Origin of the sequence: Aeromonas sp. FDAARGOS 1407, from assembly GCF_019048725.1 — a bacterium.
GTDB classification, from domain to species: Bacteria; Pseudomonadota; Gammaproteobacteria; order Enterobacterales; family Aeromonadaceae; genus Aeromonas; species Aeromonas enteropelogenes.
This window is the reverse complement of the sequence record NZ_CP077399.1, coordinates 2219072-2231159: the sequence shown is the minus strand read 5'-3', so window position 1 is coordinate 2231159 and position 12088 is coordinate 2219072. Positions and strand designations below refer to the sequence as shown.

Sequence of the window (12088 nt, the reverse complement as noted above, 5' to 3'; positions counted from 1 at the left end):
GGAGGAAAAATGAGTCATTCAGACAACCAGTCAAACCAGGCCTGGCAGGCCCGCCGTGAAGCTGCCGTGGTGAACGGCGTCGGTACCCTGCAGCCGGTCTTTATCGACAAGGCGCAGAATGCCGAGCTGTGGGACATCGAGGGCAACCGCTACATCGATTTCGCCTCCGGCATCGCCGTGCTCAACACCGGCCACAACCACCCGAAAGTGGTGGCGGCGGTGCAGGCCCAACTGGAGAAATTCAGCCACACCTGCTTCCAGGTCACCCCCTACCCCGGCTATATCGAGCTGGCGGAAAAGTTGAATGCCCTGGTGCCCGGCTCCACATCGAAGCGCACCCTGTTTCTCTCTACCGGCGCCGAGGCGGTGGAGAACGCCATCAAGATCGCCCGCGCCCACACCGGCCGCAGCGGTACCATCGCCTTCAAGGGGGGCTTTCACGGCCGCACCATGATGGGCATGGCTCTGACCGGCAAGGTGGTTCCCTACAAGACCGGTTTCGGCCCCTTCCCGGGCGAGGTCTACCACATCCCCTTCCCCGCCGACTATCTGGGGGTGAGTGAAGAGGATGCCCTGCAGGCCCTCGACCTCTGCTTCAGCGCCGACATCGAACCAAGCCGGGTGGCTGCCATCATCCTCGAACCGGTTCAGGGCGAGGGTGGCTTCTATCCCGCCTCCCCCCGCTTCATGCAGAGCCTGCGCCGCATCTGCGATCAGCACGGCATCCTGCTGATCTGCGACGAGATCCAGAGCGGTTTCTGCCGCACCGGCAAGACCTTCGCCACCGAGTATGCCGGCATCGAGCCGGACATTATGACCCTGGCCAAGAGCCTGGCCGGCGGCTTCCCCCTCTCCGCCGTAGTGGGCAAGGCCGACATCATGAACTCGGCCAAGCCGGGTGGTCTGGGCGGCACCTATGCCGGCTCCCCCATCGCCTGCGCCGCCGCCCTGGCGGTACTGGAGGTGATCGAAGAGGAGCAGCTCAACCACAAGGCGCAAGCCCAGGGCGAGCAGATCAAGGCAGGACTGCAACGCATAGCCGAGCGTTTTGACTGCATAGGTCAAATTCGCGGCCCCGGCGCCATGGTGGCCATGGAGCTGGTGAAGCAGCGCGATGCCGCCCAGCCGGATCCCGACCTCACCAAGCGTCTGGTGGCCGAGGCGGGCAGGCGCGGTCTGGTCCTGTTGTCATGCGGTGTGCGCGCAAATGTCATCCGTTTTCTCGCCCCCCTGACCGCCCCTGCGTCCGTGATTGACGAAGGGCTGCAAATCCTTGAAAAGTCACTGGAGGCCGTGCTGGACTGACCAGCATGAAAGTGACCGCTCACCAGTGCAAATAAATGCAATTTTGCCCCTTTTATCGCTTGTCAAGGGGGCCCTGCAAATGCACAATGCGCGGCCACTGAAAGTACCGGTGCAGCCCAGCGGCATCGGTACTTTTTTCACAGTGAACAAACCCATAAACGAGGCCGGATCACCCCCGGAAAAGATAGCGAGATTGGCAGCAATCTCCCGACACCAAGTCTTAGTGAGGAACAACATGGGGCATGTCAATGCTTTCCTGCCGGCCCTGGCCGGTGCGCGCCACCCTGGCGCCCTTGATCCCCGGGCCACTCTCCCGGTTTCGTTGATGGACCGTGCCACCCCGGCACTGCGTGAGGAACAGGCATGATGACAACCCCGGCGGTTGGTCTGAAAAAGACCCTGAAACTCTGGCAGGTCGTGGTCATGGGCCTGGCTTACCTCACTCCCATGGCAGTGTTCGACACCTTCGGCATCGTCACCGAGATCACCGACGGCCATGTGCCGACGGCCTATCTGTTTGCCCTGATGGGCATGCTGTTCACCGCCCTGAGCTATGGCCATCTGGTACGCAAGTTCCCGTCGGCCGGTTCTGCCTATACCTATGCCCAGAAGGTGTTTCACCCCTATGTGGGCTTCATGGTGGGCTGGACCTCCCTGCTCGACTACATGTTCATGCCGATGATCAACATGCTGCTGGCCAAGATCTATCTGGAGGCCCTGTTCCCGAACGTGGAGCCCTGGACCTACATCTTCGGTCTGGCCGCCGTGATGACGGCCCTCAACCTGCGCGGCATCAAGCTGGTGGCCAACTTCAACAGCCTGATCGTCATGATGCAGTTCAGCATCATCGCCGTCTTCATCGGCCTCATCGCCTGGGGCGTCTACAACGGTGAAGGGCTGGGAACCGTGGCCAGCAGCCGTCCCTTCTTCTCCGAGCAGATGCACATCAACCCCCTGCTGACCGGCGCCTCCATCCTGTGCCTGTCGTTCCTGGGTTTTGATGCCATCAGCACCCTGTCGGAAGAGACCCCGGACGCGGATCGGGTGATCCCCCGCGCCATCGTGCTGACCGCGCTGATCGGCGGCGTGCTGTTCGTCACCACCTCCTACTTCCTGCAGCTGTTCTTCCCGGACATCTCCCGCTTCCAGCAACCGGATGCGGTCCTGTCCGAGATTGCCCTCTACGTGGGTGGCAAGCTGTTCCAGGCAGTGGTGCTGGTGTGCACGACAGTGGCGGTGCTGGCCTCTGGGCTGGCCTCCCACGCCGGCGTGTCGCGCCTGCTCTACGTGATGGGTCGGGATCGCGCCCTGCCTGCGCGCTTCTTCTCCTATATCCATCCGAAGTGGCAGACTCCGGCGCTCAACGTGCTGCTGGTGGGCACCCTGGCCCTCTCCGCCGTGTCGTTTGATCTGGAGATCGCCCTGGCCCTGATCAACTTCGGCGCCCTGGTGGCCTTCACCTTCGTCAACCTGGCGGTCATTGCCCACTTCTATGTGAAGCTCGGTCGCAACAAGACCCTGAAGGATCACCTGCTGTTCCTGGTGATGCCCCTGTGCGGCGCCGCCTGCATCGGGGTGCTGTGGCTCAACCTCGAGCCCTCCTCCTTCGAGCTGGGGCTGATCTGGGCGGCGCTCGGTGCCCTCTACCTGTTCCTGCGTCTGGTGGTGTTCCGCATTCCGCTGCACACCGCCGACAAGGTCGAGGTGGCCCAGTAAGTCTGTGCGAGCATGAATGTACTGAATCAAAAGGAGCCTTTAGGCTCCTTTTTTCATGCCTGATTGAAAGCCTGATAAAAAATCCCTTTGTACTCAATTCCCTAGCTTGCCCCTCTTGCCCCCACCACCCATGACCAAAAACGGTGTTCACCCGGATAAAGTGACCATTTATTCGCGCCTCTCTCCTCCCTTATGCTGGTCGCCAGAGCAGGAGCCATGCACCAGACAGATCCCCTTGCCAGCCAACCGGAAGAGGCCACCCGGCCCGGGCGCCTCTTCCTGTACCAATGCGCCCTGCAGCGGCGAAATGGCGAGATTCCGTACTGGATGAGAGCGAGGCTCCCTCATCCAGCGTGACCTGAAAAACGGGGGAAGAAGTAACATGAGGGCAGTACGGGGAGAGTGATCGCTTACCTGTCAAAGCAGAGTGCAAAAAAATGCGATCCGGCGCCCATTATTGCTTGTCACGGGGGGGCCACAAATGCAAAATACGCGGCCAATTGAAGAGCCGATGTTCCTTGCGACATCGGTTCTTTCTTTTGGGCAGAACACCAAACCAACCACAGAGGCCGGAAACCTTCCGGAAGTGATACCGAGATTGCCAACAATCTCCCGACGTTAAGAGGAAAAAAATGGGGCGTTTCAATGCTTTCCTGCCGGCCAACACCGGTATGCGCCTCCCCGGCGCCCTTGATGTACAGGTCTGCGAATTTTTCGTCTCCCTGTGCGCGTTGCAAGCATGTGCTCCGGCACTGATTGAGGAGAAAGCGTAATGGCATCTCAAGGCGCCAAGCTGCTCAAGACCCTGACCCTGACTCAGGTTATCGTAATGGGTCTCGCCTATCTGACCCCCATGGCCGTATTCGACACCTTCGCCATCGTCGGTGACATCACCGAAGGCCGGGTCGCCACCGCCTACCTGCTGGCGCTGGGCGGCATCCTGCTGACCGCCCTCAGCTATGGCCACCTGGTGCGCAAGTTCCCCTCCGCGGGCTCTGCCTACACCTATGCCCAGAAGGTGTTCAACCCCTACGTCGGTTTCATGGTCGGCTGGTCATCCCTGCTCGACTACATGTTCATGCCGATGATCAACATCTTGCTGGCCAAGATCTACCTGACCGCCATGTTCCCGGGTGTCGATCCCTGGATCTTCATCTTCGGCCTGGTGACCGTGATGACCTTCCTCAACCTGCGCGGTATCAACCTGGTGGCCAACTTCAACGGCGCCATCGTCTTTATCCAGCTCGCCATCATCGTCGTCTTCATCGGCCTGATGGGCTGGGGCCTCTACCATGGCGAGGGTGCCGCCACCCTGATGAGCAGCCGGCCGTTCCACTTCGAGAGCGCCAGCATGGTGCCGCTCTTTACCGGTGCGACCATCCTCTGCTTCTCCTTCCTCGGTTTTGACGGTCTGAGCTCCCTCAGTGAAGAGACCCCGAACGCCGGCAAGGTGATCCCCAAGGCGATCGTGCTGACCGCCCTCATCGGTGGCGTCATCTTCGTGGTGGTCTCCTACTGTCTGCAGCTCTACTTCCCGGATCTGGCCCGCTTCAAGGAGCCGGATGCCGTGCTGCCTGAAATCGCCCTCTACGTGGGCGGCACCCTGTTCCAGAGCATCGTACTGGTCTGCACCACGGTCGCCGTACTGGCCTCCGGCATGGCGGCCCACGCCGGTGTCTCCCGCATCCTCTACGTGATGGGCCGCGATCGCATGATCCCGGAGCGGGTGTTTGGCTACATTCACCCTAAATACCGCACCCCGGCCATCAACGTGCTGCTGGTGGGTGCCCTGGCCCTCTCCGCGGTGTCGTTCGATCTGGACATGGCGCTGGCGCTGGTGAACTTCGGTGCCCTGGTGGCCTTCACCTTCGTCAACCTGTCGGTCATCGGCCAGTTCTGGGTCCGCGAGAAACGCAACAAGAGCCTCAAGGAGCACCTGCTGTTCCTGCTGCTGCCGCTGCTGGGTGCCGCCACCATCGGCGCCCTGTGGATCAACCTGGAGCAGAGCTCCCTGGAGCTGGGCCTGATCTGGGCTGGCCTCGGCGTCACCTATCTGTTCCTGCGTCTGGCGGTGTTCCGCATCCCGTTCCGCCAGTACGAAGAGGCGACCGACGCTCAGTAATGGCGCGGATACCGGATAGCAAAAGGGGAGTCACTGGCTCCCCTTTTTAATGCGCTGGCCTGAGTGACGGCGCTCCCCTGCCTCTTATCTGTCAGTATGTTCCCGTGTGGCGCAGCACCGCCTTGCCCGCCGCCTTGAGCGGATCATCCACCACGTTATCGATCCTTGGCGTTGCGTGTCTTGTGGTAGGCCTCATCCACCCCGGTCGCCTCGGCCGCCTTGCGCTTGGCGTAATCCCCCGGGTTCTCTACCGCATTCTCGACCCGCTGCTTGGTGTTGCGCGCCTTGTTGTAGGCTTCATCGACTCCGGTCGCCTCGGCTGCCTTGCGCTTGGCGTAATCCCCCGGATTGTCTATCGCGTTCTCGACCCGCTGCTTGGTGTTGCGCGCCTTGTTGTAGGCTTCATCGACTCCGGTCGCCTCGGCTGCCTTGCGCTTGGCGTAATCCCCCGGATTGTCTATCGCATTCTCGACCCGCTGCTTGGTGCTGGCCGCCGAGCAGCGGCTGTTGACGCCGGTCGCGCTGTTGACCGCGGAACCGATCGCCACATCCTTGGCACTGCAACCGGAGGAAAGAAGATTGGCCTGGGACGGCAGGGAGGCCAGCGCCAGGGGCAGGAGGAGAAGGGACCAATGTTTCATGACAGACTCACCATAGCTAATAACATGACGCCGCAGTGTACCCTCCCAGGCCCAGCCTTGGCACCGGATAGCTCCTTTATGCTCTTTTGGCTCCTCTGAGCCCGCTTCCTCCGTCAGTTTTTAACGCGCCGATGACCTGCCAAACAAAAAGGGAGCCATTGGCTCCCTTTCTTGCGCTGCACGGCGTACCGCTGGCGACTCCCAGCCTTAGCCCTTGTTGACCACGGCGGTGGCGGCCGACTTGACCGGATCCTTCACCACCTTCTTCACGTCCTTGCTGGTCTGCTTGAGATCGTCGCGCGTCTCCTTGAGGCCATCTGTCTTGTTGTCGATCGCCTCGGCGGTGTTCTTCTTCACCTCTTTCACTTCTTTCTTGGCGTCCTTGGTCTTCTGCTCCACCAGCTTGTCGGTATCACAGCGTCCCTTGACCCCCAGTGTCGCGTTGAGGGCTTCGTTTTTGGCCGCTTTTTCGAGATTGCACTCGGCCTGCACGCCGGCAGACAGCAACCCCAGGGAAACACACAGTATCCATGCACGCATGACAGCACCACTCTTTGATTGAAGGAACAACAGCCAGCATATAACGCTGGTGGCCAAGCACAAGCACGAATACGAACGGAGCCCTTCATCGCCAGGCCCAGGAAGATGGTCCGACAGTTTCTGACCGATTTCGCCAAAAAAGATCTCCCCGGGCGGCCAACCAGCGCACGGGTCATGTCATCAAACCATCATAAAAGTGTCACTTTGTCATATTTCTGTCATGGAGCCTTGCTTAAATGCGCCTGTCATCAACTACCCAAGACGGAACGACCGTCTCAAGAGGCTTTATGCAACACAATGACTCCTTGCCGCAGCAGACCGCGACCCGCGCCCTGTTCAACTGGATGAGTGTTATCGTACTGGTCTATCTGATCCTGGTCGCCGTTGGCGCCGTTTCTCATGGTTTCAAAGGCTTCTCCGGCGGTGCCGAGGGTGCCGCCCAGATCTTCGCGTTTGCCAACAACCCCTTCGTCGCCCTGCTGCTCGGCATTCTGGCCACTGCCCTGGTGCAATCCTCCAGCACAGTGACCTCCGTCATCGTCGGCCTGGTGGCCGGCGGCCTGCCCATCAGCATGGCCATCCCCATGGTCATGGGCGCCAACCTCGGCACCACCATCACCAACACCATCGTCTCTCTGGGCCATATCCGGGATCGGGCGGAATTTCGCCGCGCCTTCGCCGCCGCCACCGTCCATGACTTCTTCAATCTCATGGCCGTGGCCATCTTCCTGCCCCTGGAGCTGATGTTCGGCCTGCTGCAAAAGAGCGCCGAGACCCTGGCCACCTTCTTCACCGGTTCCGCCGACATGTCGATGAAGGGGATGGATTTCATGAAGCCGCTGACCGCCCCGGCCCAGCAGCTGATCGACAGCGCCGTCGCCTTCCTGCCGGGCAAGGGTGCCTCCATCGCCACCATCATCATCGGCATCCTGCTGATCCTGGGCTGCGTGACCTATCTGGGCAAGGTATTGCAACAGGTACTGGTCGGCCGCGCCAAAGAGGTGCTGCACAAGGCGCTGGGCCGTGGCCCCATGAGCGGCATCGCCTCCGGTGCCCTGGTGACCATCATGGTGCAGTCCTCCTCCACCACCACCAGCCTGATGATCCCGCTGGCCGGCGGTGGCGTGTTCAGCACCCGTCAGCTCTATCCCTTCACCCTGGGCGCCAATATTGGTACCACCATCACGGCCCTGCTGGCTGCCACCGCCATCAGCGGCGCCGGTGCCCAGCTGGCCCTGACCATCGCCCTGGTTCACGTGCTGTTCAATGTCTTCGCCGTCATCTTCATCTACGGCATCCCGGCCCTGCGCGACCTGCCGGTGCGCGCCGCCGAGTGGCTGGCCCGGGTTGGCAGCGAGAACAAGCTGCTGGCACTGGGTTACGTGGCAGGTCTCTTCTTCGCCCTGCCCGCCCTGATGATGGTGGCCGCCAAGTAACGCTCATCATGAAAACGAGGGGGAGGAGCCTGGCTCCTCCCCCTTCTCATTTGCCTGTTCTGTCACATCCTGCCCCGCCCCGACTCGCCCTGACGCCCCGGCTGGGATAAGATGCCGCTCTCGTTCTCACAAGGGAAAATCGATGAAATTCATCCTGATCGCGCTGCTGGTTGCCGGTGCCGCCTACTACTTCTACACCAGCAGCAACAACAAGAAGCTGGCCGCGGAAAACGTGCGCATCGGCGCCGAGTTCCTCGCCGGCAACAAGGAAAACCCGCTGGTGACCACCACCGCCTCCGGCCTGCAGTACGAGGTGCTCACCAAGGGCAGCGGCACGGTTCACCCCACCGCCACCAGCAAGGTGAAGGTGCACTACGAGGGCAAACTGCTGGATGGCACCGTATTTGACAGCTCGGTGGCCCGTGGCGAGCCCATCGAATTTGGCCTCAACCAGGTGATCCCGGGCTGGACCGAAGGGGTACAGCTGATGGTGGAAGGTGAGAAGACCCGCTTCTACATCCCCGCCAACCTGGCCTATGGCGATCGCGCGGCTGGCAAGATCCCGCCCGGCTCGGTCTTGATCTTCGACGTGGAACTGCTGGGCATCCAGTGACGCCTCCTCCGGGACCGATAACAAGCTGGCCCGTAGCAATCACATCACCGGCAAGATCCCACTGAGCAATTCTGTCCTGATCTTCGACGTGGAGCTGCCAGGCATCCAGTGACGCGTTCTTCGAGCCCGTCACGCACCAACAACAAGGCCAGCATCATGCTGGCCTTGTTGTGATGGAACGGTTGCGATGGGAACACCTCACTCCCCCTTGGCGATCCCCTCGCGGCGCGGATCGGCGGCGCCAAACCATCCCTCTTTGTTGCGCTCTACCCCCTGCAGGCCTGAAGTCTGTTCATTGAGCACCACCTCGTGCCCCCTCGCCTTCAGCCCCTCAACCACGGCATCAGGGGTGCGTCCCGCCTCCAGCTCGGTAGGACCGTTGCGACTGCCGAAGTTGGGCAGATTGATCGCCTGCTGCAGATTGAGCCCCCAATCCTGGGTCCCCAGCAGCGTCTTGCCCACGTAGTTGATGATGGCCGAGCCACCCGGGGAGCCCAGGCTCATCTCCAGCTCGCCGCTTGCCTTGTCAAACACCAGCAGGGGCGACATGGAGGAGCGCGGCCGCTTGCCGGGCTCCACCCGGTTGGCCACCGGCAGCCCGGCGGCATCCACCGAGGTGAAGGAGAAGTCGGTGAGCTGGTTGTTGAGCAGATAGCCGTTGACCATCTGGCGCGAGCCGAAGCCATCCTCGATGGAGCTGGTCATGGCGATCGCCATGCCGCTCGGGTCGACGATGGAGATGTGGCTGGTCGACGGCAGCTCGGGGGTGGCGTCGCGGCCCATGGCCAGCGCCTGCGGCGGCGTGCCCGGTCGAGCTATCCCCATGGAGCGCTCGCCGATAAGCCGCCCGCGCTCGGCCAGATAGCCTTTATCGAGCAGGCCGGCCAGCGGTACCGATACGAAACGGCTGTCGGCCACATACTGGTTGCGATCGGCGAAGGCGAGGCGCGCAGCCTCGCTGTAGAGATGGATGGCTTCAGTCGAGGCGGCAAGCCCCCCTGCCGGGGTGGTGACGGGTTTGAGGGCCGCCATATTGCGACTCTCCAGCATGCCGAAGATCTGGCCAAGCGCGATGGTGCCCGACGAGGGGGTCGGGAAGCCGCACACCTTGCTCTGGCGATAGTCAAAGCAGAGTCCGTCACTCACCCGGGCCCGGTAGCTGGCCAGATCGGCGGCGCTGAGCACTCCGGGATTGGTGGCATGACCGCGCACCTTGACCACCATGGCATCGGCCAGCGGCCCCTGATAGAAGGCATCAGCCCCCTGATCTGCCAGCGTTTTCAGTACCTTGGCCAGCGCCGGGTTGGTCAGCCGTGTGCCCGCCGGCTTGGGGCTGCCATCAGGCTGGTAGAAGTAGGCGCGCGCCTGTGGGTCTTTGGCGAGATAGGGATCTTTTGCCAGCTGGGTGACCAGGCGCGGGCTTATCACAAACCCCTGCTCCGCCAGGGTGATGGCCGGCGTGAACAGACTTGCCCAGGGCAGCTTGCCATAACGCTCGTGGGCCAGCGCCAGGGCGCGCACAGTGCCGGGCGCCCCGACTGAGCGACCACCCACCACGCCATCGTAAAAGGCCATCGGCTGGCCATCTTTCATGAACAGCTGATCCGTGGCCGCAGCGGGGGCCGTCTCCCGGCCATCCACCGCGCTGACCCGTTGGCCATCCCACACCAGCAGCAGGGAGCCGCCACCGATGCCGGAGGATTGCGGCTCCACCAGGGTCAATACCAATTGCACCGCGATGGCAGCATCCACGGCGCTGCCGCCCGCCTTGATGATCTGGTAGCCCGCATCCACCGCCAGCGGGTTGGCGGCAGCCACCATGAAGTCACGGCCCTGCCAACCCTGTTTCTCCTGCCAGCCGCTGGCCGCCTCCGGCGCGATCAGGGTCTGGGGTGGCGCAGCATAGTGAAAGCCCGGTTCGCTGGCACAGCCGGCCAGCAGGGCAAGGGCGATGGCTAGCCCCAGGGGTTTGCGCAACATGACACTCTCCTTGTCTGTTTTATGACCATGAAGGACGACTATGTCACGATTGGCGCTAATGACTCAAGTTACCGAGCCAAATCAATACTTTACTCATTTATCAACAGATTGAGCCGACTCATGCGGTCATAAAAAAACCGCCCGTAGGCGGTTCTTGCTGACAAGGAGTGCATCAGATGGACTGCTCTTCCCCGCCCATGGCGGCAAACAGCGCCGGGATGAACTGGGCCAGCTCGGCGGTCACCAGGGCGAAGTCGGCGTCCAGACGGGCGGCCGGATCCTCGCTGGTGATGTCATCGTTTTGCTCGCGCAGCTCTTCGCTGAACTTGAGGCGCTTGATGGAGAGATCGTCCCCCAGCACGAAGCTGATGGTCTCGCCCCAGTTGAGGGCCAGCTTGGTCACCAGCTTGTCGTTGGCCAGGTGGTTCTTGATCTCGTCGGTCATCAGATCCTGCTGCTTGCAGCGGATGATGCCGCCGTGCTCCATGGCGCTGCGCAGCTCGGCTTCGTCCTCCAGGGTGAAAGAGGCCGGCAGATTGCCTTCGTTCAGCCACTCGGTCATGGTGATCTCGGGCGGGTTCTTCAGGGCCACCGGCACCACCGGCAGGGAACCGATGGACTTGCGCAAGAGAGCCAGCAGATCGTCCGCCTTCTTGGCGGAGCCCGCATCCACCACCATCAGGTTGTCGGCAGGGTTTATCCAGGCAAAGGTCTGGCTGGTGCGGCTGAAGGCGCGCGGCAGCAGGGTGTGGAGGATCTCCTCCTTGAGCGCTTCCTTCTCTTTCTTCTTGAGGGCACGCCCCTGCTCGAACTCGATCGCCTCTACCTTCTCCGCCAGCATCTCCTTGACCACGGTACCCGGCAGCATTTTCTCCTCCTTGCGGGCACAGATGAGGATGTGACCGGAGGCGCTGTGGGTCAGGGTGGAACCGAATTTGCCAAGGGGCTTGACCCACCCGAAACGGGACATGTCCTGACTGCCGCACGGGGTGAAGGCGCAGGCCTCAAGCTGAGTCTCCAGCTGATCCACGGTCAGGTCAAAGGGGCGGGTAAAGCGATAAATCTGCAGGTTTTTAAACCACATGGCGTCCTCGGTCTCTAGATTGTCCGGCGGGCATTGTACTAGAGAGGCGCTTTGTGATCAGCCAATCATTCTCGCTAAATAAAGGACGATCGACGTCACAGGGAGTCATGTTCGCCCCCGACTCGATCGGCAAACTCCCCTAGACTGCGAATGTTTGAATTGTTAACAAGGATCAAAGCATGTTGCGGCCGAGTAGCCCGAAAGACATGGAAGAGATCGTCGAAATCTGGCTGCTGGCCTCCCTGCAAGCACACGATTTCGTCGATGCCTCCTGCTGGTGGCAGGCCCAGGAGGAGTTGCGTTCCCGCTATCTGGATCGTGCCCGCATCTGGGTGTTTGAGGAGCGCGGCGACTTGCTTGGCTTTATCGCGCTGGTGGATGACTACCTGGCGGCCCTGTTCGTACGCCCCGACCGGCAAGGGCGCGGCGTGGGTCATGCCCTGTTGCAGGAGGCCAAACGCCAGGGGGCTTCGCTGTATGCCAGGGTGTTCGTGGAAAACGAGCCGGCGGTGCGCTTCTATCGCCGTCACGGCTTCATGATCGAGGGCGAGGAGTCCGATCCCTTTACCGGCCACCCGCAATACCGGATGCGCTGCATACCCGCCTGACGCCAAGCTGGTGGCCAGTTTCCCTTGAAAAAAGCGAGGGGGA

Annotated in this window: 10 protein-coding genes; 6 read left to right on the top strand and 4 right to left on the bottom strand. The window is 61.7% G+C overall.

Annotated features, from left to right (window positions below; translation table 11 throughout):
- Positions 1-9 precede the first annotated feature (9 nt).
- The 3 genes from gabT (at position 10) to I6L37_RS10720 (ending at position 5143) form a co-directional block, all read left to right on the top strand.
- The gene (gene gabT / locus I6L37_RS10730; protein ID WP_216994031.1) at positions 10-1305 is read left to right on the top strand and encodes a 4-aminobutyrate--2-oxoglutarate transaminase; all 1296 of its coding nucleotides are present in this window, start codon (positions 10-12) and stop codon (positions 1303-1305) included.
- Positions 1306-1671: 366 nt separating this feature from the next.
- Complete coding sequence (locus I6L37_RS10725) at positions 1672-3021, top strand: APC family permease (protein WP_216994149.1); 1350 nt, start codon at positions 1672-1674, stop codon at positions 3019-3021.
- Between the two features lie 772 nt (positions 3022-3793).
- Complete coding sequence (locus I6L37_RS10720) at positions 3794-5143, top strand: APC family permease (protein ID WP_216994030.1); 1350 nt, start codon at positions 3794-3796, stop codon at positions 5141-5143.
- 155 nt (positions 5144-5298) lie between these two features.
- Here I6L37_RS10720 and I6L37_RS10715 read toward each other — a convergent pair whose 3' ends face one another.
- Together I6L37_RS10715 and I6L37_RS10710 are read right to left on the bottom strand one after the other, a co-directional pair.
- Entirely contained in the window at positions 5299-5784 is a 486-nt protein-coding gene (locus I6L37_RS10715) for a hypothetical protein (protein ID WP_216994029.1), read from the bottom strand.
- A gap of 207 nt (positions 5785-5991) precedes the next feature.
- On the bottom strand, positions 5992-6324 hold the full coding sequence (locus I6L37_RS10710; RefSeq protein WP_216994028.1) for a hypothetical protein: 333 nt from the start codon (positions 6322-6324) through the stop codon (positions 5992-5994).
- 287 nt (positions 6325-6611) lie between these two features.
- On the opposite strand from I6L37_RS10710, the gene I6L37_RS10705 reads away from it, so the two are divergent.
- Positions 6612-7760, top strand: a complete 1149-nt coding sequence (locus I6L37_RS10705; protein WP_042027705.1) for a sodium:phosphate symporter — start codon at positions 6612-6614, stop codon at positions 7758-7760.
- Positions 7761-7902: 142 nt separating this feature from the next.
- Complete coding sequence (locus I6L37_RS10700) at positions 7903-8373, top strand: FKBP-type peptidyl-prolyl cis-trans isomerase (protein WP_216994027.1); 471 nt, start codon at positions 7903-7905, stop codon at positions 8371-8373.
- A gap of 198 nt (positions 8374-8571) precedes the next feature.
- On the opposite strand, the gene I6L37_RS10695 is transcribed toward I6L37_RS10700, so the two are convergent.
- Together I6L37_RS10695 and rdgC are read right to left on the bottom strand one after the other, a co-directional pair.
- Positions 8572-10353 (bottom strand): gamma-glutamyltransferase family protein, encoded by a 1782-nt coding sequence (locus I6L37_RS10695; protein WP_216994026.1) that lies wholly within the window; start codon positions 10351-10353, stop codon positions 8572-8574.
- Between the two features lie 172 nt (positions 10354-10525).
- Positions 10526-11437 carry a recombination-associated protein RdgC gene (gene rdgC, locus I6L37_RS10690; RefSeq protein ID WP_026456883.1) on the bottom strand — a complete coding sequence of 304 codons (912 nt, stop codon included), beginning with the start codon at positions 11435-11437 and terminating at the stop codon, positions 10526-10528.
- A 179-nt stretch (positions 11438-11616) separates the two neighbouring features.
- Between rdgC and I6L37_RS10685 the strand changes: the two genes are divergently transcribed.
- The gene (locus I6L37_RS10685; protein ID WP_026456882.1) at positions 11617-12045 is read left to right on the top strand and encodes a GNAT family N-acetyltransferase; all 429 of its coding nucleotides are present in this window, start codon (positions 11617-11619) and stop codon (positions 12043-12045) included.
- Positions 12046-12088 lie beyond the last annotated feature (43 nt).

Coding starts and splice junctions, on each gene's coding strand:
- gabT (WP_216994031.1), top strand. CDS start 10: ATGAGTCATTCAGACAACCAGTCAAACCAGGCCTGGCAGGCCCGCCGT.
- I6L37_RS10725 (WP_216994149.1), top strand. CDS start 1,672: ATGACAACCCCGGCGGTTGGTCTGAAAAAGACCCTGAAACTCTGGCAG.
- I6L37_RS10720 (WP_216994030.1), top strand. CDS start 3,794: ATGGCATCTCAAGGCGCCAAGCTGCTCAAGACCCTGACCCTGACTCAG.
- I6L37_RS10715 (WP_216994029.1), bottom strand. CDS start 5,784: ATGAAACATTGGTCCCTTCTCCTCCTGCCCCTGGCGCTGGCCTCCCTG.
- I6L37_RS10710 (WP_216994028.1), bottom strand. CDS start 6,324: ATGCGTGCATGGATACTGTGTGTTTCCCTGGGGTTGCTGTCTGCCGGC.
- I6L37_RS10705 (WP_042027705.1), top strand. CDS start 6,612: ATGCAACACAATGACTCCTTGCCGCAGCAGACCGCGACCCGCGCCCTG.
- I6L37_RS10700 (WP_216994027.1), top strand. CDS start 7,903: ATGAAATTCATCCTGATCGCGCTGCTGGTTGCCGGTGCCGCCTACTAC.
- I6L37_RS10695 (WP_216994026.1), bottom strand. CDS start 10,353: ATGTTGCGCAAACCCCTGGGGCTAGCCATCGCCCTTGCCCTGCTGGCC.
- rdgC (WP_026456883.1), bottom strand. CDS start 11,437: ATGTGGTTTAAAAACCTGCAGATTTATCGCTTTACCCGCCCCTTTGAC.
- I6L37_RS10685 (WP_026456882.1), top strand. CDS start 11,617: ATGTTGCGGCCGAGTAGCCCGAAAGACATGGAAGAGATCGTCGAAATC.